Below are 22,275 nucleotides of genomic sequence, written 5' to 3'. Positions count from 1 at the left end.
CCATAATAGCATAATAGATTTTAATGTTAAACAATCAATCTCAGAAAAGTATAAATTACCCATATGTTGTATTTTGTGTAACCAGGCAAGTGAGCTAAACTAGGTCTTCTCTAATTTTCCACTACCTTATTAGATGAAATATTTTAAACGCGATCCAACAAAAACAGGAACGGTTAATTTTGAGGAAAGCACCTATAAATTAGATATAGCCTCTGCTCTCACACACTATAAAAATATAAGAAATCACATTGTCCTCGTTTGCCCATAACCGACGATGTAAAAAGGAGAGAATCTTCTCATTAAAATTTTACATATCTTTATAATATAAGAAAAATTTTATTATTTTAGGTTAAACACCCCTTTTTGAAAGGGCTTTCAAAATTAATGTAGAATATTATGTATAGTATAAGCATCTCAAACCAATAATGACTATCATTCATTCTAGAAAGGAAGGATAGTATGAACACACACACAGAAGGAAATTTTTTGAAGGGACTTTTTTTTGGAGGTGCCCTGTCGTTCATTTTATGGGTTTCGCTTATCGGTTGGCTCAGACTTCTACTCCAAATGTTCCACCACACAACCCTGTAATAATAAATTATTATCAATAAATAGAACTCGTCGATTGACGCGCTCTGCCGTTGGGCGGGGACAGAGTCATAGTTGCCCTTATACTCTATTCTTAAAATTTCTCGCTATGTCGAATTATCTTTCAGCCGGAAATTTATACTTTCTTACAGTACGAAAGAGGAAGGAGCCTAAGCTCCTTCCTCTTTCGTTTGTTCTGGTACTTGAATCGGCACAAAGCGATCTGCCGCACCAATTGTTACGTACGTATAAGTTTTTCCCCCGATAGTAAATGAGGTTGTATATGTAGAAAAAAATATATAGTCCTTCTTTGTTGTATACTCTTCAATTAACAAACCAACCTGTGGCTGTACGTATTTCTCTGTCAGCCGCTTACCAAGAGACGCCAGCTCTCCAAAAAGACTGCCTGCATCCTCCTGCTCGGTTTTTGATAACGCCTTATGAAGATCACTTCCTTGAATCAGCTGCTCAGAAGCCCACTTTGTGTATTCTTCCTTTTCCGGATTCGTATTCGCTAAATAGAGGAGACCGCCCATCAGTGCAAGCAGCAAAATATAACGCCATTTCATTTCTTCACCCCCGTTTCTTCAGATGTTATCTACCGAATGCTTTTCTTTAATATAGATTATGAAACAAGTTCAAGAAATAAAACAAGCAGCTTAGATAAACTGCTTCTGACTGTTAAAAAACAAACTTGTCTACTACATTGTATAACTCAAAATGCGGATTGTCCTTGAATTCTTTCCAAAGGTCTAGCCCGATTTTCCAATGCAAAAGATTATAATGAGTTGCAATTAAGCCGGCCAATAAAAAAACTTGCCGATTAGCGAGCCCTGTTCTTGGGCGGAGACAGGGGCGTGGTCGCATTTATACTGTATTCCCGAAACTTTCCGATATGTCGAATTCATTTCTCGCTGGAAGTTTATACTCTCCTACAGTGCGAGGAAAGCACAACTATGGTTTTCCAGTTGCACCGCCCCTTAAAAATATCCTCTTTTGTGAGTTCCATAGTAAATCTCCTTATTTATCTTACTATCTCCTATTGCAAACATGAATCAATAGACCGTATAGTCCCACCTATTTATCCGGAGTAATCTTACAGCCCACCTCGAAATAAAACTGATAAGATATACGTAATAACGGCACCTATGATAACACGTAAAATCCAGGTGGTATTACTTTTGATTCCTTGAATCTCTCCTTTGATTTCATTGATATCTCTTTCATTAAGAAGTACCTTTGTTTCTAAGGAACGGACATCTCGGTATAGGCTCTTTTGTTCTTCATTAAATTGTTTTATCTCTTCCTTTCGACATTCGTTTCCTTCCATATATCACTCTCCTCTCAATATTATCAACTTGTCCTATTATTATATGTTAGGAAAACCTTACTGGTGTTGAAGGGATTTCATAATATTTCCAATACTTTTGTACGTCCCCCTTCATAAGTAAACCACCCCTGCCCGTGCCAACATTATTAACCGTCTTTCCCTTACTTCTTCTATCAATTTCATTTCTTGTACTCTTTGTTGTTCTTTCTTGTTCCCTGAACCACCTGACCAAGCTACAAAAAAACTTAGAAGTCCCCCGGTGATTCCAACTACAAACAAAGGAGCCAGACCAAAGAATAAGTAACTAGGTAGGGGATGTGATTTACTAGTTTCCTCAATAAAGTAATCACCCAGACTTGTTTGCTCTACAAGAAAACCGAATAGAGCAAGAAGAAATAATGGTGTAATGATCATATAAGGGAAAAGAAGAAACTGAGCAAGTAAACTACTTCCATATTTCCCTTCGCTTCCACACTTGGATAATACACAGAGAATTATTGTGAGAACAATAAAAAAAGTGCACCTGATGCCTTTGGCATCTGGTGCACTCACGGTGTTGAAAAACGAAGTAGTCCATAAAAAAAATCCCAAAACTTTGGGATTTTCCAACGTGAACCAGCTTAAGCTTAGATAAGCTGCTTTACGCTGGTGGTTTGGCCGGTGGCTTGGCTGGCGCCGGGGCCATTCTCTTCTTGATAGAAGAAAAAATCCAACCATCCGCCCCAACTCGTCCAGCATTATCACGTGCCGATAGAAGCAGCCATGACCAAAGAATCATTTGTGGATTAATATTCATGGAGCCGCTTAGTAAATAGGAGAAATTCATAATAAGAGCAAAACAGAGAGCCGGTCTTGTAAATGCACCGGTCATGAGACCAAGACCGACGAAGAACTCCCCAATTGGCACGAGATAATTCAAAATATCAACATTCGGCAGGAAAAAGTACTTTGCGATAAATGCCCACCAATCCTGCACAACTGGATCAGTCCCTGATGTTTTAGCGATTGCATCTTTCAGAAAGACGGAAGCATCAAAGCTTTTGTTTGAAATTTTTTCAAACCCATGCCTAAACCATACAATTCCTAAGAAAAACCGCACAATCGCTAGAAACCATGCCATCTTCTTATTTTTCTTTAAAAAATCCGAAAACACTCCCGCTCCCCCTCACTGCTGTATGTACTCTCTCTAATCGTAGGAGTAAACAGAAATGAAGTCAACATATTCAGGTAGATTCCTATTCTATTCCTTTTGGTCCCCTGTAAAATAGTTTGTTAAATATTGTGCCCAAACCTGCTGTCCCTGTGAATTTGCCCAGCCATCCGATTTTTCAAGATAATTTACAATATCATCTCCATTTGGATCAGGCCAGTTTTGCCAATGATCTAGATATGTAATCCCCTTGCTTTCCATGCTGTCTTTTAATAATTGTATAGTAATCGGATAATTCTTTGCCTGGTGCAGCGGATTCGGCGGCTGTACAAATATAGCAACACCTGGGACGCTCTTTGTAATCTCATCCAAAATGACAGAAATATTACTCATCGACTTCTGCTTTCCAATCACGCCGGCATCAACAAGCAAAGAAGGCTCGTACAATACAATATCAGGCTTCGAGTGGGCTATATCCTCAAAAATCTGCTCATCTACCCATTGCTGCGTTGTTTTTTGTGGGTACGATTTCACAGTAACCTGAAAAACACCAGGCCCATATGTATCCTGTAGATTCTTTGTTAGTATATCAGGCCAGCCTGTTACAGCTTCATCCCCAGCAATCACAAGCTGAAGTGGCTTTTTCGTCTCTATGGCCTGTTTGATTTTCGTTTGTACTGCCTCTGGCAGGTTCTTCATGTGCTCGGTATAAGAAGAGTCCTGCTGTTGTCCTCCAGGTACAGCATCTTGAAGCACCGTTTTCATATTAATTGTTGCAGCTTGAATTTTGTCCTTAAAATGCAGATTGCCGGCTACTGTTACCCCTAACGTTACGGCTACAATACCAGCTGCGCCAACTCTTTTCCACATCGTACCAACTCCCTTCGTTTCTATGTTACCAAATCAGAGCAAACAAAAACAGACTGGAATTCTCCAATCTGCTTTAAGATTCTGTAGCTAGTCCCAAATGTTTGCGCAGCTGATTTGATAACTGCTGCCGCACTGCCTCTGGTACAACGTAATACCAAATGCCCCCTATTCGCTTTCCTTCCCCAGTAATTTCAATTTGTTCTACGCTTTGCGCAGCTTGCTGATAATCCTTCTGCATCTCATAGATTTCTGCAGCTGTTAGATTCGTCCTTACATGCTGCCGAATAACTTGGAGGATATCCTCGTAGTGCGTAAGGGAAGAAAAAGAAGCGCCCTTTTTCATCACTGCCTCAATGACCTGCCGCTGCCGCTCCTGCCTGCCAAAATCACCCTTTGGATCATCCTTGCGCATGCGTGCGTACGCAAGTGCCTGCGCTCCATTAAGCGGAATGCTTCCTGCTGCAAATGAATGGCCCTCATAGCTAAAAGGAAATGTATTATGAACGGTTACACCACCGACCGCATCAACAATCTCCTGAAAGCCCTGCATATTCACCTCAATATAATAGTCAATTGGAATACCAAGAAATCGCTCCAGCGTATTCAGCGTCATTGGAACGCCGCCAAAGGCATATGCATGATTAACCTTATCCTGCCTGCCCTTTCCTTCTATTGTGACATATGTATCGCGCGGAATGCTAACAAGCTTTGTTGTGTTCTCATTCGGATTAACAGTAACAAGCATAAGAGAATCAGAACGTCCCCTGTCTCCCTGCCGTTCATCCACACCAAGCAGCACTATCGAAACAGGGTCAAGCTGCTTTAACTCAAGAGGCTCTGGTCTTACTTCAATCGCCTCTCTACGCACAGGCTGATGCACCGATTCAAGTGTTTGATTCACATTGGAGTAGACTTGATAAGCATAAACACCAGCTCCCCCTACAAGCACCGCAAGACAAACGACCAGCCAAATAAAAATTCGTTTTCGTTTCATGCTCGTTCTCTCTTTCCCGTAAAGATACGGTTATCGTACCCGAAAACGCTACATTCAAACATCTTTTTACAAGTTTTATCCTAAAATTTTAAATTTCGCACCTCATAGGAACTAATTTTCAGTTATAATATAAAAGTGAAATAAAACTCCAAAAATAAAAGGAGGATATCCAATGAAGCTAACAGATTATCAGATTTGTGAACACACCATTGCATTTCTTCCCTATGCCCATCCGCTATATCAAACGAAAATTCTTGATACAAGAGGTGTCTTTTATTCCGAAAAAACATGTAAGCAGCTGCTCGACGATGCTTGTATACGTACTGGCGCAAGCTACCAAGGCAAACGAGAAGCTATTAAGCGTCTTCTCCATATCCAAAGAAACCTGCCGATTCCGCTGTGCTGGAAACGAAATATTTGCCCTATTCCATCTACATCACCAAATAAATGGGATTGCATTTGGTACTGCTATGCCCATGTACGCGAGGTCCAGGCGCACGGAAAGAAAACCTTGCTGCTATTTACAAATGGCGAGGAGCTTCTGCTTGACTGCAGTACATACCATACTAAGCAACAGCTGCAAAGAGCCGCCCGCATTCTTACGCACTTCCAGCTTTGCTCTACGTAATGAAGGCTGCCAAACGGCAGCCTTTCTCTCCCTCACATTAGTTTTTTCTCATCGGTATACTCTTTTATTTTCTGAATAGCCCTCCGGTAAAATGAACGTACTTGATCGTATGTCATCCCATGCTCCTGCGCAATCACAGTCAGTTTCTTACCATGATAAAACCGCTCCTCAATAACTAAGCGCTGCCTCCCATTTAACGGTGCCAAATACTGAAAAAAATCAGCATCACTCGCCGGTTCATCAGCTGCAATGGTTTCTGCAAGCTCTGGATCCAGCATAACCTGCCTTTCTTCTATCTTTCGCTCCCCATTCAGCTTCCCAAGCAAATAACCTCGCACTGTATAGAACGCATACGTCGAAAAGGCCCCTTTTCGCTCATCAAACTGTTCATATGCCTTCCAAAGTGCAATTAAACCGCACTGATAAAATTCATCATGATTCCGATAAATACATAGTCTCTTTAATTGTTTTCGAATCATTCGTTCATATAACTGGGCAGCTTCCTCAAATGTAGACGGCTTCATCATAGCATCCTTCTAAAAGACGCGTCCTTCTTGTTATTCCGCGGTACCTTTACAATAAAAGTAATGCTAGAAATGCTCATCTGCCCAAACATGACCCTATGTATTCCTAACTTGAAGTTTAGTTAGACATAACTTAAAATTACCAATTAGAAAACAGCTACTATGTATAAAATTAGGAGTGTTTCAAATTAAGGTGCAGTTCATAGCCGGCGGTTTTCCTTTTGCAGTAAAAGGGACGAGCATTTTGCTCGTCCCTCATGAGATTATCCGAAATGATTAATTTACAACAATCGTATCCAAGTTAATATAGGTAGCGCTCTTACGGGCACCTGGTGCAGCTTTTCCAGTCCACTCAATTGTTACGACGTGCCTTCCTGCTGCTAGTCCCGTCTTTTTAAAGTATTCAATTTTATACGCAAGAGATGGAGCATATAAGTTTACTTCCGAACTCACACCATCTATCGTTACCTTTGCAATTCCCTGTGTGCTACTTTTAGCCCCCCTTAGCGATATACCGGTTCCATTAAACACGAATTGTACTTGAGATCCACCTACATTCGTTCTTACAAAAGATCCCCCTGATGCATCTGCAGCGGAGAGAGTACTCCATGATCCTATATATCCAATCTCCTTAGCATTGTTTTCATATGTTCCTGCTGTTGCCCCTTGCTTCACAGTTGCCGTGTAACTTCCTGCTCCTTTGTAAGCATATACATCAACATAATACGTTCCTGCCTCAGGTGCAATATACGTGAAGGTTTCACTGGAAGTCCCAGCCTTTTCGGAGTAAATTGCAATTCCATCACTGCTTTTTACTGTTGTCGCGCTAGGCTTATAAAGGTAGAGATCAAAATCTGTTCCAGCAGCACCTGTTAATGTTACTGTTACCTTTTCACCCTTTTTCAGATCCAAGGAATAGACATCATCCAAATCCGTTGTAGCACTTACAGTATTGCTCACTGTTGTACCAGGGAATGGTTTACCTGGAATATCATTATCTGCCTGTGTGTTAACAGCAGCCTGCGCATTCAACAGCCCCCCTGTTCCAACTATTCCCGTTAAAGAGGAAAGTTTTGTAACCGTATTCATAATAGAGCTTTTCAGATCCGCTGGGCTGATAGTGCTATTTGTACTCTGCAGCAATGCCGCAACCCCCGTCGCATGAGGAGTGGCCATCGATGTTCCATTCAAGTACTCATAGGCATAAGAATAATCCGAGGACCATCCTTTTGGAACAGAGCTCTTTATGCTTACTCCAGGAGCTGCAATATCTACGTTTTTCGTACCGTAGTTAGAGAAATCAGCTACATTTCCTGTATTATCAATCGCAGCTACTGACAGAATATTAGGTAAGTCAAAACCTGCAGGATAGCTCACCTGAGTATCTATATTGATCCCGTCATTTCCGGCTGCCGCTACAAATAGAGAATTTGAGCCCTTAATCGCATCATATAAGGCTTGGCTAAAGTCTCCGCCCCCCCATGAGTTGTTAGTAATCTTTACACCTTTAGCCTTGGCGTAATTAATTGCCTGAATAGCGTCGGCACTATCCCCGCCATCCGGTCCAAGGAACTTAAGCGGCATAATCTTTACGTTTGGAGCAACACCAATTACCCCTATGCCATTAGCAGAGCCTGCAATTGTACCTGATACGTGCGTCCCATGCTCATCCCCATCATCAGCATCAAAAACTGTATTATCGTTATGAAAGAAATCCCAACCGTTTACGTCATCGATATAGCCATTGTTATCATTATCAATGCCGTCACCCGCAATTTCCCCTGGGTTTTTCCAGATTTGATTCTTTATATCTGGATGATTAATATCTGTTCCTGTATCAATAACAGCTACCACAACATTTGGATTTCCTTGTGTTCTTAGCCATGCTCCCTCTGCTTTAATATCAATTCCTGGTGTTCCCGTAACCCATTCAATACTTTGTCCGGTATTTCTCAATCCCCACAGCTCTCCGTATAAAGGATCTGTAACATCCTTTGGTGTTGCTTCCGCTTCTACATCTGAAGGATATAGAATATAATTGGGTTCTGCATATTCTACTAGAGGTGAAGCCTTTAAGGCATTAATTGCATCCTCAATTTTAACCCCGGATTTAAACTCCACAAGCTTAGTTCCCTTATCCCCCAAATCCTTCTTCTTCTTTAAACCTAGTGCACCCTGAACTTCCCCTAAGCTTTGCACATCATAGGTATTCTTGAATTTTACGATGAGCTCATTTTCTTTAAACTTTTTACCTTTTTTGACTGCAAAACTTTGTACATTCCTGGCCTTTTTGGCGCTTTTAGCTGGAACCTGAACAATTGGCGTTACCTTTTGAGATCCTTTTTTCAGATTTCCAGTTGGCTGATCTGCGGATTGAGAAGCTTCTGCAAGAGCAGGGATAGCCCCAAATGCCAAACTCGCACTTAAAACGATACTAGTAATCTTTTTCATAATGCCCCCCTAAATTCTTGATTAAGAACGATACTAACCTTAGAAGTAAACCACATGAAGGGATATAAATTAATCATACGAACTTCCTTATGTAACTTGGCTGCCCCCCTTTCTTGATAGGAGTAAACCATATTAATTAAGATAGTTTTCCATTCTCCTAAAATTTAGAAAATAAAAAACTGTAAATCTATATATTTGCTATAGAAGCAATAATACCTTCCTTTATATTTGAATATTTAATGTCTTATTCCTTGTCTAAATCTGAAGGAAGCTGTTGATACCAAAATTCATCATCCACGACCAATATGGCTCTAATCATGTGCCCCATTTGCTACCCTCTTGTTAGAATCAATTGAAATCAGTGTACATTAATAGTTCAAGCTACGGGAGGATGAAATTCTATCACCCCCTAGGTAGAGCTACTTAAGGAATCCGTTCCCAGTACAGAATACGCTAGTTATTTTTTAATCCATATATCCGTATCCGGGGGCAGCTTTTAAGATATGTGTCACCAATAAAAAACGCCCCCATTGGTTGTAAAATTACAACACCAATGGGGGCGTTTCTCTTACGTATTAAGGTGCAAAGCTGGCATTGCCAAGCACACCACCAAGTATACTGAAACCAAGGCTAATCGCAAAGAATATTACAACAAGTGTAATTGCCTGACCTTTGCGAAGACCCGCCGTCTTTTGCAATGCAATGGCCGTTACAACAAGACCCCAAATACTAAATACCTCAAATGCTGACCCAATGCTATGCAGCATCGTGCCTGCTTCAAACAGTGGAGCAAGACTTGTATACTGTACATCTAAACCGCCAAATATAGCCATCAATAGTGCATTCAAGAATCCACCAAGCACACCGATTACGCTCGTATAAATCGAAAGTGACAACAGCTTCTTGTAGGATGTATCATTTCCCATAATCATCATACAAATTTTATAAAACAGTGCTGTAATTAAAAATAATAACGGAATACCAATTAGAGCACCAGCGCCACCCATAATCGCAACGAATATCGCAGAGGTAAAAAATTGCGCCTCCTCCGGCATATCTGCCGGCATCTGTCCTGCAATCTCCGGACTTGATGCAACAAAATAAGCGCTCAGTGCACCAATGACCCCATATAAAACTGCCATCAGCAGCATAGGCAGACCGATTGGCGCTTTTTGCTTCATCCTTTCAAATTGAAGGGATGGAGAGGTAATGACGCCCCATAATGACGGTTTTTCTAACTCTACATTTGTTGCTGTTACATTTGGTTCCAATAGAAATCTCCTCCTCTTTCATTAGAAATTCTATGATACAACCTGTAGATCTTATGACCACAGGCTGTAAAACAGACTGCATCCGCTGAATATTCCCCCGCCATAGAAGGCAAGGAGCACCTTCCACGGGAGCAAAGCGGGTCGATTGCACTTTTATTCATACCGAAGCGCATCGATCGGGTCGAGCTTCGCCGCCTTGTTGGCTGGAATAAGCCCGAAGATGATACCAAGTATCATGGAGAATAGAACACCTCCGACAACGACCTGCCATGAGACAAGAGGCGGCCATTTTGCAAAGATGGAAACAATATATGCCCCGCCAACACCAAGACCAATCCCGATGATGCCGCCAAGTGCAGTAAGCATCATTGCCTCAATGAGAAATTGCAGCAAAATCTTTCCGCGCGTTGCACCGAGTGCCTTACGAATCCCGATTTCTCTTGTCCGCTCTGTCACAGATACAAGCATAATATTCATAACACCAATCCCTCCGACAAGAAGAGAAATACCGGCAATCCCACCGATAATGCTTGTCATAATACCGGTCAACTGCGAAATTTGCTTCTGCAGCTCCTCTAAATTGAATACCTCATATTTCCCTTTCAAATCATCGGACTTACTTGCATTGAGCATATCAGCTGCCTTCTGGCCGGCGATTTGCATGCTGTCTGCATCCACGGCTTGGATCGTAACAGATTGAATATCATCTGTTCCAAATAAAACTGGCCAAAGAGATAATGGTATCAGCATTTCTGGAAGTCCAAAGCCTAAAAACTCATCACCTGACTTAAATACGCCGATGACCCGAAATGGCTGCCCCATGACCTCAATAATTTGTCCAACCGGGTTTTCCCCTTGAAACACTTCCTTCACTGCTCGTTCATTCACCATAACAACATTATCTGACTGTGAAAAATCCCCTTCGTCGAGCTTTCGCCCCTTTGTCACTTCCACCTTGTTCACCGCGAAATAATCCTTTGTAATACCGTTGATGTTTACGCTGCTTGTTTTTTCCCCCACTGTGATGTCATTCATGGAGCTATTCATGGTAATCACATGTGAGATCTCTGGAATCTTCCGAAGCTGGAACAGGTTATCCTGCGTAAATGTCGGCGTCTGCTCAAAAGGATTGGCAAACAAATCCTCTTCATCTGGTGTAAAGGTAAGCTGAATGGTGTTATTTCCATCGCCGGCAATTTGCGACTTTAACGCCGCTTCGCCGCCCTGCCCAATCGCCACAATCGTAATAATGGAGCCGACACCAATAATAATGCCAAGCATTGTCAAAACAGAGCGCAGCTTATGCGCCATAATGGAGGAAAGCGCAATTTTAATGCTATCCATGAAGCTCATGTACTTCCCTCCGATCCTCCGTAATCCGACCGTCACGTAAAATAATGCGGCGCTTCGTATAAGCAGCTACTTCTTCCTCATGCGTAACCATAATCACTGTTGTTCCCTCTTGATTAAGCTGCGTAAAAATATCCATTACCTGCTCGCCTGATTTTGAATCGAGCGCACCTGTCGGCTCGTCAGCAAGAATGAAGGACGGCTGATTAGCAATTGCACGCGCAATCGCTACACGCTGCTTCTGACCGCCTGACAATTGATTTGGCAAATGATCAACCCGATCTGCCAAGCCAACCTTTCCCAATGCCTCAAGCGCTCGCTGGCGTCGTTCCTTTTTGCTCATTCCGCCATATACGAGTGGCAGCTCCACATTTTCTACTGCGGAAAGCCGCGGCAGCAAGTGAAAATGCTGAAACACAAAGCCAATATTTTTATTACGCAGTAGTGCAAGCTGCTTCTGATCAGCCTGTAAAATGTTTACATCATTTAATATGTACTCTCCCTCTGTCGGACGGTCCAAGCAACCGATAATATTCATTAAGGTTGATTTTCCTGAACCCGATGGCCCCATAATGGAAACGAACTCACCGCCTTCGATTTCCACATCAATGTCATGTAGCACGGGTACATTTAATGCGCCTTGCTGATAGGTCTTATAGACGTGCTTCAAACGAATCATTTTGAAGTCACTTCCATTCCATCCTTCACATTTTGAGATTCAGAAGGATTTTTAAGCACTTTCTGTCCCGCTTCTGCACCCTCGGTAATTTCAATCCATTCACCATCACTCATACCAGTCTTAACTGATTGCTTTTGCAGCTTGCCATCCTTTACAACGTAGAGAAACTTCTCGTCTCCTTCCTCTACAATGCTGCTGCGAGGTGCTGCGATCATCTTATTAGAGGACAATTTAATTTCAAGCGATACATGGTAGCCAGGTGAGAGACCATCCTGTGTATCAAGCACAGCTTTAAATGGATAATAAGAAATGGTTTGTGTTCCCTGTCCACCTGCCGCCTCAGCTGTTGCATCCGTTGTTGGGTAATCACTTACCTCAATGATTTTCCCAGTCCATGTTTTATTCGCTACCGCTTTAGATGTAACAGTAATTGCTTGCTCCGGCTGCACCTGTGCCTTTTGCAGCTCTGATAATGTTCCTTCCACACGATATGGGTCCTTTGATGCAAGCTGGATAAATACCTTTGCCTGCCCGACCGCTGCTGAGGAAGTTTGCGCCGCATCCTTATCAAGCGTTTGTACGCGCCCATTAATCGTGCTATATACAATAAGCTCTGCCTGTTTTTTCTCTAGCTGCTGCTTCTCTAATTGATTTTGTTCCTTTTCGATCTCTGTTGTTTTTTCCTGCAGTTCCAGATCCTTTAGCTGAGAATTTAACGCCGTGGCATCCGCACCCTCATCCTTCGCCTTTTGGATATCCTCATTTAACGATTTAACATTTTCCTTTACTTGATCATATTGCAGGGATGTTCTCTTTTCCTGTAGCTCTGCCTGTTTGATTTGCAAATCCAGCTCAGGATTTTCATAGGAAAATAGCTTTTGGCCTTTAGCTACCTCATCGCCTTCATTTACAAAAATATCCTTTACACTTCCCTTGGCTGCATCAACGTAAAATGTCTCCGTACCGCCCGGTGTCACACGCCCTGCCACAAGCTTTGTGCTACTCAATGTTCGTTCCTTTATATTTGCAAATTGTAAATCTGCAGCTTTACCCGTCTTCTTACTCTGCATAACTGCTATATTAATAGCAGCCATCACCCCAATAATCGTAATTATTCCGATTACGATCCATATTTTCTTCCGCTTCTTCGGAGCCAATGCCGCGTTAGTTTGCATGCTTTTCTCTCCTTCTTTCTCACATTTCTATTATATAATTATATCTTTAATTCCATATATAAACAATGGAATCCCTTATAATTTTACAAATTATTCATCAATAGGAAATAGATTGAATTTTATACACAAAATTATGTATGAAGAAAATCCGAGATGGATACAATACTAGTACCCCCTTTTCTTAATCAGTACAAAATAGCCGTCCTTACGAGAGGACGGCACTTTTTTTTGCACTTTCACCATCTGGAAGTGAATTCCGATGCAGTAGGAAGTTTTAGTAATAAAGTATAAGTCCCTGTCCTCCCCTAGTGGTTCATCAATCAGCGAGTTCCCTTTCAATAACCGAAAATCATATTTTATAAAAAGCCCTCTCGTTTGATTGTCAGAATGGCCTGACGTATAATTCTTTCTAGAAAAAAGAAATGGTAGGGAGAGACATGAACTATGATTATCAAACATTATTTTTTAAATGAAGTAGAACGGGAAACATATGAAAAAAGGGTATTAGAACTAGATGACGCGTTACATGAAGCAGCAATCCTAGAGCTCGATGATCGAGAATTGCTGGAACTATATGAGTCAAAGCAATATGCTTATTCCGTGTGAGAAAATAAGAACACGTCCCAAGGGCAGACTTTCTTTGCACTAGTGTTTGGCTAAATATGCCTCCGATTCAATATCAAGCAATCACCCTCTCTTGTTTGACAACATTCTTACAACAGCTGTCAAATGCACACCTTTCACGTCTAAATTGCTCACAATATCCTATTTAATCAAACGTTTGATTAAGAAAACTCAACGATTGGCGAGCCTTGCCCTTGAACAAAGACAGAGGTGTGGTTGCACTTATACTGTATCCTTAAAATTTCTGGCTATGTTGAATTCGCTTTTACATGGAAATTTATACCCCCTTACAGTGTAAAAAAACAAGCAGACATTGGTCTGCTTCAGACTGTTACTTATCAACTATAAAGCTTGCTAAATAGAAACATTCCTGTGTGCTAAACGAAAAAAAACCTTGCCATTACCAATACATTCGGTAATAGCAAGATTTTTCAAACGAAAGAAGACGCCCAAGTATATCCAAACATCATGTGCACTTTAGCTCAGTAGAACTCCCTCTTGCGGGAAAGGACTTTTGAAAAAATTATTAAAAGAGAAATCATCCGGTTCTCTTGACCGATTCACTTACTTCCAGGTTTCCAGATCGTTGCAATTTATTCCAACCAACCCGTGTCCCTTTTATGGCAGCATAAATAGATTTCCAAACAACTAAAGGCATAATGTAACGATAAAACATCCGTTGTAAGAAAAGAGAAATAAGCGGTTTAAGGCTCAACTTCTCTAACCTAAAGGTAAATAAACAAATAACAAGATCAATGATAAAGAAACCTAAATAAAATAATGCTGCCTTCTTTATATCTCCCGAAAGGGCCCCGAAGATGGCCAAAGCATCTAAAACAGGAGCCACCAAAGGCAATGCATATTGGAACAGCAGCATATTAGGGATTGCAATGCAGCCCAATGATTTTTGCTCCCTAGAAAACACTGCATGCTTATGCTTCCATAGACATTGCAAAGTGCCGTAGGTCCATCTATACCGCTGCTTGAAAAATCCTCGTATACCTTCCGGCGCCTCTGTATAAGCATACGCATTCTCTTCAATAGCAACCCTATAGCCTTGGCATAAAATTCTTAAGGTCATATCCGTATCTTCTGCCAGCGTGTCGTCCGTAAATCCCCCGCATTCCAAGATCACTTGTTTACGCCAAGCGCCAATTGCACCAGGAACAACTGTAACACAATTCAGAAAACTAAACGCGCGTTTTTCTAGATTAAATCCTGTCACATATTCGATATGCTGGGAAATCGTTAATAGATTACGCATGTTCCCAACCCTCATATTGCCAGATACAGCCGCAACCTTTTTATCGATAAAATGGCGGACAAGTAACGACATAGCTTTATGAGAAATAATTGTATCAGCATCAATAGCAATAATGATGTCACCTTTTGCCTTCTGAATTGCCCTATTTAGCGCTGAGGATTTCCCGCCGTTTTTCTTACGAATTAAATGTACCCTTTCATTACTAGAGAAATTCTCAGATACGATCGTAGAGGTCCGGTCCTGAGAACCATCATCTACAACAATAATTTCATAATGCTTATAATCACTTTTTAGAATCGACTGTACAGTCCTGCTGATAACCTTCTCTTCATTGTAAGCAGCAATAATGACACTCACGAGGGGCTGAAATGAATCATTACCTGCCTTAGACAGCTGGGCCTGCCTTTTATGCCGTAAAGCAAAGTAAAGTAGTATAAAAACACGAAGGACAGAGAGGGCTAATACAGTATAAAGCAATAAAGAAATAACTCCATTCAAACTAGTTACATTCCCTATAATAATTTTGAAACTCTCTACTAACGGTCTTTCCACTTCCTTAACAGAAGGCATAATGGAACTTCTCTCTGTATTCATCAGCTCACTAACTGTTACAAATGTATAGCCTTTATTTTGCAAGGTCTCAATAATCCTAGGAAGCGCCTCAACAGTATTGCTTCTGTCTCCTCCACCATCATGAAATAAAACCACATTGCCATTAGGCAGCTGCTGTAGAACGTTATCAACAATTTCCTTACTGCTTTTTGCTTCCCAGTCCCTGGAATCGATATCATAATTAACTGTAAGATATCCCATTCCAGTCGTATAGAGCATCCTCTGAAAGTCTGAATTCACCGTATTTGTATCTACATATCCGTATGGAGGGCGATACAGTAAAGAAGAATGTCCAGTAATACCTTGAATTACACGTTCACTCGCATTCAATTCTAACTTTAATTGGTCGTATGATATGCTATTTGTATGTGGATGGGAAAACGTATGGTTACCAATTTCGTGTCCCTCGCTATACATTCGTTGCACAATGTCTTTATTGAGCATAGCATTTTTACCAATAACAAAGAATGTTGCCTTTATGTGATACTGTTTTAAAATGTTTAATATACGTGTCGTATACTCAGGATCAGGCCCATCATCAAAGGTTAGCACCACTTTCTTCTTTTCCGCATTACCTAAACGCTCCATCTCAGATGATTTAGGCATAGACTGATAAACCTCACCCGAAATTTGATCGGAATCATTTAAAATAAGCTCTCGCTTTCCCTGTTCCTGAGATGATGCAGCTCGAAAAATATTGCCTTCCCCATAGCTATAGATGCTGTCGCTATCCTTTATATGACGCAGTGTATCAATTCCTCGATTCTCTAGAATATCCCAAACCGCTGGATCTTCCGTACCCAATCTCCATAACGCAACTCCTTTGACTCCAGTTGTTGAAGCCATTTTTAATTGGTTATAGAATGTGACACCATCTAAAAACCATAGTTCGTGCAGCTTGTCCTTATCCATATACCTCACGTAGGGACTTTTACTCATGTCATCCCATTGGACCTGCAAGTTTGCCTTATCTGCCATCCTCATAACATTTTCAAAGGATACCACTTTCCCAGGCTCACTGCTTTCCCATTCCCAATCATAACCGTAATTGCCCAAACTAACGACAAGCTTATCCTTGGGTATACGCGCAAGGTTTTCTTGATACCATATGGATGAGGCTATAGGACCCGGAGTTTGAAAGTTTTCATCATACAGCATCACAATCATTTTATCCGAATAATTATTTAATGCGTTATAATCAAATGCGTTGTCATTTGGAGGCATATCGATTGTCACTAGAAGTCCATCAGGATGAAACACGCTGTATAGCTCCTGCATAAAGCTTGTAAACAATCCCTTATCTTCTGCCTTTATATTTTCAAAGTCTATATTTATACCGTCATAGCCATACTTTTTAATTTGTCCATGTAAATCCTGTATGAGCTTTGACCTTGCTGGAGGAGAAATCAATAGGTTATGAACTACCTCTTGATTCCACTCATTATCAATTAGATTGCTGATTAGGGGAACTACCTTAACATTATGCCTTTTCGCTAGATTCCCTATATCCTTCTGAATATCTTCTCCTAATGCTAAGTTAGGCTGCACGTGGAACCATTGGGGAATGAGGACATCTATCGTATCTATATTACGCCTTAATGATCGTTCACTATTTGGGTCCCAATTCACATAGAATGCATATGTATCATCCATATGTATATCTTCCTCTTGTTGAAAGGTACTGTTTTTATCAGTATCAGTCTGCAAGGGTGTAAGAGGATCAGCAGTCGCTTTCCCCGAGGGTCTAATATTTGAAAATTCGTTTACTTCCTTTGTATCCCACTTTGGCAGCAAAGGGCTAAGATATATACTTAAACCAGATATAATTAGTATCATAAGAGCAAGAACGGCCAAACTACAAAGAAAACACCAGATTACAATCTTCCTTTTTCTTGAACTATCTTCAAATACAAAGTTTCCATTAGCAGTTTCATAGTTTGAAATTGTCTGTTTACGTCGATCATGACCCAAAAGATTCTTCATTCTTTTGTACATATCATTTGATAATATTTTAACCATGCAGCCACCTAACTTTACAGTATTCTCAGCTAAGTTATCACGTTGGAAATAGAGTTGAATATCAAAACATTGGCTATTATAACAGTAGCCTCCCTTCATAATTTTGAACTGTCCTAAGCATAAAAACACAAAAGCCTATCCCTATCTATAAATTGAATATCTCTTTCCTTAGGAACTATTCGGTAACCCAGCCACCATAGTCCTTGAGCAGAACCGTAGACCTGAAGTTTTGCGTCCTTGCTTTTCAACAAGTTTGCCTTTATCGTAGCCAAATATATCATCAATACTATTTTGTATGACCTGCGAACAACCTAGCTATTAACCTACAGACTAGACTAACAAAGTTATTTCAGGGAGTAAATACATCTATTGGTTAAATTTGCATTACTTTTATTACCCGACATAATATAAATGTTAAGTACCTTTACAATTGAACGTCAGCAAGCAGTTTATACTGAGGCATTCCAGCAATACAAAAAGGAGACTGCCCCAAGATTTCTACACTATAAAAATTTAAAGAGAAAATAGGAAATAGACCATTATAGGAACCATTCATTTCATCAGGTTCCCTTAATAGTCCATTTCCCATTTTGGTTCAAAAAATGTCCGATTATACTTTTAACTCGGCCCATATTCATGCTACTGTGCCGATAATTCTAACTGCTCACGAAGTTTCTTGGATAGCTCCTGACGTACCTCATCAGAGACAATATAGTACCAAGTATCTCCCATCATTTGACCTTCACCACTAATCTCAATTTCCTCAATATTATTACGGGTCTCCTTATAATTTTGCTGAATCTTAAACATCTCATCTTGCGTTAGGTTTGTTTTCACATTTTTTTGAATCGCGTCTAGGATTGCTCCATAGTTCGAAAGAATTTCTATATTTGTACCATTTTTGATCACAGACTGAATAACTTGGCGCTGCCTCATTTGCCGGCCAAAATCACCACGGGAATCGAGCATCCTCATTCGGGAGTATGCTAAAGCCTCCTCACCGTTCAAATGGAGAGTGTCTTTCTCAAAGTGTATGCCCTCGTACGTAAAGTCTAGATCATTGTTCACATCCACACCGCCTACTGCATTTACAATATCCTTAAATCCTTCCATATTCACTTCGATATAATATTGCACGGGTACATTTAAAAATTTCTCAACAGTCGCAACTGTTGTATCAACGCCTCCAAATGCATAGGAATGATTGATTTTATCCTTAACTCCCTTTCCAACAATCTCAGTGTATGTATCACGCGGAATACTTAGAATTTTCATAGATTGCTTAGTCCGGTTTAACGTAATCAGCATTAATGAATCTGAACGGCCTCGTTCCTCTTTGCGGGGATCAGCCCCCATTAACAAAATGGAAATAGGAGCACCCTGCTTCATATCTTCAGACTGTTTCGATGAAGCATCGCGCTTTAATGGCTGATTCACCTTACTCAATGTTTTGGAAACGCTAGCGTACACTTGGTAGGTGTATATACCTGCTCCAAGTATAGCAAACCCTATAACTGCTGATATCCAAGATAATAGCTTCCTTTTCATCTTAGTTGCTCCTTTCAAGTTATCTGTCTCATCAAAATTGCAGAAGGCCTATTTTTTGATTGCCAAATATATCTCATCACTTGTTAATATCCTCCCTATGAGAGAATGTTTCCTGCAGGAAAACGGCAAGTGTATTCTGTGCATTGCATAACTATACTGCTAACCAGGGAAAATATCATGGAAGTCACACAATATAATCCATTTTTACACTTTTTATCCAGTTTAAATTTCGCCTTAAGCTCCTATATTAGACTAAAATTAAGATAGTCAATAATTACCTTGTAGATAATACTTTAATGTGCTGAATTTTGGCAAGTTGATTCTTCTATTCTAATAGTAGGGCATCGTAAGCTATTGTTGCTTTTTAGAATTTACTAATCAGGGAATTCTCATCTTTGTGTCAGCAGCAATAGCCCCAGATACTACAGAACACGGGGCAGAAGGCTGTAACATTGCACCCTATTTTCTTTACCTTCCTATTGCTCATGATTATTCCATTATTAAGGGTAATTGTTCACATAACTGGTAACCGTTTAAAAAAGCTAAGGACAAGAAAAGAAAAGCGGAATCTAACTCAACGTAGTCTCTTATATAAACAACAAGATGCGCCCAAAAGATATACTACAATAACAAAAAACAAAAAAAGCGTACATGTAATGGCAGTCATAATAAACCATTACATGTACGCTTTAAAGTCTGATTGCTGACATTTATACTATGATGAATTATATTACTTCAGCTCTAAATGCTGACGGAGTTTTTGTGAAAGCTGCTGACGTGTTTCCTCCGATACATGGTAATACCAAATGCCATCAGCTGCTATGCCACCGGTTCCTTCAATTTGAATTTCCTCTGTTTCATTGCGCGCTGCTGCATAATCCTGCTGAATACGGAACATATCGTCCTGCGAAAGGTTTGTTTTCACGTTACGCTGAATCGCTCCTAGAATATCGCCGAAGTTTGCAAGTGAATCAAACTTTGCACCCTTCTGAATAACAGCTTTAATCACCTGACGCTGTCTCATTTGACGGCCAAAATCACCACGTGGGTCCAGCTTTCTCATTCTTGAATACGCAAGTGCTTCCTCTCCATTTAAGTGAAGAGGACCCTTTGCAAAATGATGACCTTCATATGTAAAATCAAGGTCATTCACAACATCCACACCGCCAACTGCATTTACAATATCTTTAAAGCCTGCCATGTTTACTTCAATATAATAATCAATTGGAATATCCAAGAAATTCTCCACTGTATTCACTGACATATCAATGCCGCCAAATGCATAGGCGTGGTTAATTTTATCCTTCTTGCCTTTACCGACAATCTCTGTATATGTATCACGTGGAATACTTACCATTTTCATCGACTTTGTATTTGGATTTAGTGTAATAACTAGTAAAGTATCGGAACGGCCTACCTCATCCGCTCTCTCATCTGCACCTAACATTAAAATCGAAATCGGTGTTTTACTCTTCAGGTCTACGTTATCTTCGCGCTTTTCTGATTTCTCTCGATTTAAAGGCTGCTGCACAGCTTCTAACGTGTTGGAAACCTTTGAATATAATGTATACGCATAAATTCCGCCGCCAATAACAAGAACACCAACAATCCCTAGGATCCACAACAGGATTTTTTTCCTCATGAAGTTCTCTCCCTTTGCTCTCACCCAACATTCTTATTTAAGAGTAAGTATAATATCAAAACGCTTCACCTTATAAACACATGTTTATTATTATATAATAATTGTAAGAAAATGAAAATAGAAGGATAGAAACGGCTAAAGATTTAAACAAGGGCAAGTGCCTTAGGAACACACATGATTCCCAAAGAATTTCTATAAATCCGACATTTTTATCGTAAATATTCAAACAATTTATCATAAAAATAGAAAAGTTTCTTCTAGAATCTTATTGTTCCTTTACGAGGATAGTCCCCCTCTATAATAGTTATTAGCGAATTTACACTATTCCATGAACAAAATGCGCTTCCGTTTTATATTTATTTATCTCATTACATTTGCAGTCTTATTCCAAAAATAATACAAGCATTCATAATTAACACAAAATGGAGGAAAATTAACTATATGCAAGAAAGGAGCAGATGTAGATAGAATCTCCCACTTCAGTTCAATATCATACAGGATCACAAAGCCTATTGTATACATGACTTCAGCTCTAGATGCTGACAAGGCTTTTGTGAAAGCTGCTGGCGTATTTCCTCCGATACATCGTAATGCCAAATGACGTCCGCTGCGACTCTGCCATCTCCTTCGGGCCGTATCTCCAAACATAAAAGAACCTATAGAGCAGATTCTCTTTACATATCTTCTCTATAGGGTACATTTTGTTTTAGGAATAGCCACCTAACTATGGTCGTTTTCTTATATTTTCCACACATTTATGTCACCATTATTATCATCGAATGTAAATATATTATGGTAAATTAAAAAAATGATAAAATCAATAAAAATATGACAATTCACTCAAGAAATTGTTACATAGTAACTGAAATCCTTGACCAAAGTTGTAACATCTATTAACATGATAGAAAGATTACAATTCTTCTAAAATATTCCAATTTGGTGGTGATGAAAAATGCCAGCTTTATACTTAAAAAAGATTTGGACTCCATTGGAATGGTTTGGTATATCTATTTTTAAGGATCAAGAAGAGGGAAGATATTATTATAGGAAACAGGGACAAGCTTTAAAGCGTATAGGAAAAGCCGGATAGAGTAAACTTTCATATCGAAGTATTTTAAGAGAGAACTGCATTTTCCTTTGTATATGGGTTGCTGTATCTCATACTTTGTGCATAAATGAGCAATATGTCGTTCGCGCCAATAAAGGGCGAATTAAATGAGTTTCATACCAAATGGCAAGCCTGTCTAACATGTGACGATAATATCTCCTAAACAAGGGATAGGGCAAAAGTAAGAACAGCATAGACAGATGTCAACAAGTGAACCTGTCTATGCTTGTTTCCTGTATAACTGACCAACAAGCCAAATTCAGCCTTTTGCAGCTCAATTCCCTTTTGTATTTTCCCATCCTCTCTGCTTGCTTGGAACAATAACTGCATCAGATTTCACGGAATGTTCATCTATTACAGGAGATATCCCTGCATTTAAAGGGAGAACTATCATGAAGAAACAACAACATCAGGTAGTCCGCAGGCTTTCATCCCACACGAGTAATAG

General features: G+C 40.1%; 18 protein-coding genes and 1 riboswitch. Of the genes, 2 read left to right on the top strand and 16 right to left on the bottom strand.

Annotated elements, in window-relative coordinates; all coding sequences use genetic code 11:
* Nucleotides 1–758: 758 nt before the first annotated feature.
* The 6 genes from EP737_RS08800 to tagU (EP737_RS08775) form a co-directional block, all read right to left on the bottom strand.
* A complete protein-coding gene (locus EP737_RS08800) occupies nt 759–1,157 on the bottom strand; it encodes a DUF4359 domain-containing protein (RefSeq protein WP_129727597.1) in 399 nt (132 codons plus the stop codon).
* Between the two features lie 527 nt (nt 1,158–1,684).
* Nucleotides 1,685–1,918, bottom strand: a complete 234-nt coding sequence (locus EP737_RS08795) for a hemolysin XhlA family protein (RefSeq protein ID WP_129727596.1) — start codon at nt 1,916–1,918, stop codon at nt 1,685–1,687.
* A gap of 111 nt (nt 1,919–2,029) precedes the next feature.
* Complete coding sequence (locus EP737_RS08790) at nt 2,030–2,470, bottom strand: hypothetical protein (protein WP_205650908.1); 441 nt, start codon at nt 2,468–2,470, stop codon at nt 2,030–2,032.
* A gap of 88 nt (nt 2,471–2,558) precedes the next feature.
* Nucleotides 2,559–3,071 carry a DoxX family protein gene (locus EP737_RS08785; protein WP_129727594.1) on the bottom strand — a complete coding sequence of 171 codons (513 nt, stop codon included), beginning with the start codon at nt 3,069–3,071 and terminating at the stop codon, nt 2,559–2,561.
* 87 nt (nt 3,072–3,158) lie between these two features.
* On the bottom strand, nt 3,159–3,938 hold the full coding sequence (locus EP737_RS08780) for an SGNH/GDSL hydrolase family protein (protein WP_129727593.1): 780 nt from the start codon (nt 3,936–3,938) through the stop codon (nt 3,159–3,161).
* A 73-nt stretch (nt 3,939–4,011) separates the two neighbouring features.
* Nucleotides 4,012–4,932, bottom strand: coding sequence for a polyisoprenyl-teichoic acid--peptidoglycan teichoic acid transferase TagU (tagU, locus tag EP737_RS08775; RefSeq protein ID WP_129727592.1), 921 nt, complete (start codon nt 4,930–4,932; stop codon nt 4,012–4,014).
* Nucleotides 4,933–5,104: 172 nt separating this feature from the next.
* On the opposite strand from tagU (EP737_RS08775), the gene EP737_RS08770 reads away from it, so the two are divergent.
* Nucleotides 5,105–5,560: a competence protein ComK gene (locus tag EP737_RS08770; RefSeq protein ID WP_129727591.1), complete on the top strand. Its 456-nt coding sequence runs from the start codon at nt 5,105–5,107 to the stop codon at nt 5,558–5,560.
* Between the two features lie 32 nt (nt 5,561–5,592).
* On the opposite strand, the gene EP737_RS08765 is transcribed toward EP737_RS08770, so the two are convergent.
* From EP737_RS08765 to EP737_RS08740, 6 genes are all read right to left on the bottom strand, one after another.
* Nucleotides 5,593–6,084 carry a sigma-70 family RNA polymerase sigma factor gene (locus tag EP737_RS08765; RefSeq protein WP_205650907.1) on the bottom strand — a complete coding sequence of 164 codons (492 nt, stop codon included), beginning with the start codon at nt 6,082–6,084 and terminating at the stop codon, nt 5,593–5,595.
* Nucleotides 6,085–6,360: 276 nt separating this feature from the next.
* Entirely contained in the window at nt 6,361–8,535 is a 2,175-nt protein-coding gene (locus EP737_RS08760) for a S8 family serine peptidase (protein WP_129727589.1), read from the bottom strand.
* Nucleotides 8,536–9,110: 575 nt separating this feature from the next.
* On the bottom strand, nt 9,111–9,806 hold the full coding sequence (gene yknW, locus EP737_RS08755) for a YknW family membrane protein (protein WP_129727588.1): 696 nt from the start codon (nt 9,804–9,806) through the stop codon (nt 9,111–9,113).
* Nucleotides 9,807–9,959: 153 nt separating this feature from the next.
* On the bottom strand, nt 9,960–11,159 hold the full coding sequence (locus tag EP737_RS08750) for an ABC transporter permease (protein ID WP_129727587.1): 1,200 nt from the start codon (nt 11,157–11,159) through the stop codon (nt 9,960–9,962).
* On the bottom strand, nt 11,143–11,835 hold the full coding sequence (locus tag EP737_RS08745) for an ABC transporter ATP-binding protein (RefSeq protein ID WP_129727586.1): 693 nt from the start codon (nt 11,833–11,835) through the stop codon (nt 11,143–11,145). The genes EP737_RS08750 and EP737_RS08745 overlap by 17 nt, the downstream gene beginning before the upstream one ends.
* On the bottom strand, nt 11,832–13,010 hold the full coding sequence (locus tag EP737_RS08740; RefSeq protein WP_129727585.1) for an efflux RND transporter periplasmic adaptor subunit: 1,179 nt from the start codon (nt 13,008–13,010) through the stop codon (nt 11,832–11,834). Before EP737_RS08740 ends, EP737_RS08745 begins: the two co-directional genes overlap by 4 nt.
* A 444-nt stretch (nt 13,011–13,454) precedes the next feature.
* Here EP737_RS08740 and EP737_RS25485 point away from each other — a divergent pair, with 444 nt between their 5' ends.
* Nucleotides 13,455–13,616, top strand: coding sequence for a hypothetical protein (locus tag EP737_RS25485; RefSeq protein ID WP_165350728.1), 162 nt, complete (start codon nt 13,455–13,457; stop codon nt 13,614–13,616).
* A 556-nt stretch (nt 13,617–14,172) separates the two neighbouring features.
* Here the strand turns inward: EP737_RS25485 and EP737_RS08735 are convergent.
* The 4 genes from EP737_RS08735 to EP737_RS25985 all read right to left on the bottom strand — a co-directional run bounded on the left by EP737_RS08735 (nt 14,173) and on the right by EP737_RS25985 (nt 22,157).
* Entirely contained in the window at nt 14,173–17,346 is a 3,174-nt protein-coding gene (locus EP737_RS08735; protein ID WP_205650906.1) for a trifunctional glycoside hydrolase family 18/polysaccharide deacetylase/glycosyltransferase family 2 protein, read from the bottom strand.
* Between the two features lie 361 nt (nt 17,347–17,707).
* A riboswitch (cyclic di-GMP riboswitch) is annotated at nt 17,708–17,797 on the bottom strand.
* 371 nt (nt 17,798–18,168) lie between these two features.
* Nucleotides 18,169–19,077 (bottom strand): polyisoprenyl-teichoic acid--peptidoglycan teichoic acid transferase TagU, encoded by a 909-nt coding sequence (gene tagU / locus EP737_RS08730; RefSeq protein ID WP_129727583.1) that lies wholly within the window; start codon nt 19,075–19,077, stop codon nt 18,169–18,171.
* A 730-nt stretch (nt 19,078–19,807) separates the two neighbouring features.
* Complete coding sequence (tagU, locus tag EP737_RS08725; protein ID WP_129727582.1) at nt 19,808–20,719, bottom strand: polyisoprenyl-teichoic acid--peptidoglycan teichoic acid transferase TagU; 912 nt, start codon at nt 20,717–20,719, stop codon at nt 19,808–19,810.
* A 1,267-nt stretch (nt 20,720–21,986) separates the two neighbouring features.
* Nucleotides 21,987–22,157, bottom strand: a complete 171-nt coding sequence (locus EP737_RS25985) for a hypothetical protein (protein WP_205650905.1) — start codon at nt 22,155–22,157, stop codon at nt 21,987–21,989.
* Nucleotides 22,158–22,275: the final 118 nt, after the last annotated feature.

The organism is Ectobacillus funiculus, from assembly GCF_004138295.1.
Lineage (GTDB): Bacteria > Bacillota > Bacilli > Bacillales > Bacillaceae_G > Ectobacillus > Ectobacillus funiculus.
This window is presented reverse-complemented; position numbering and strand designations above follow the sequence as displayed.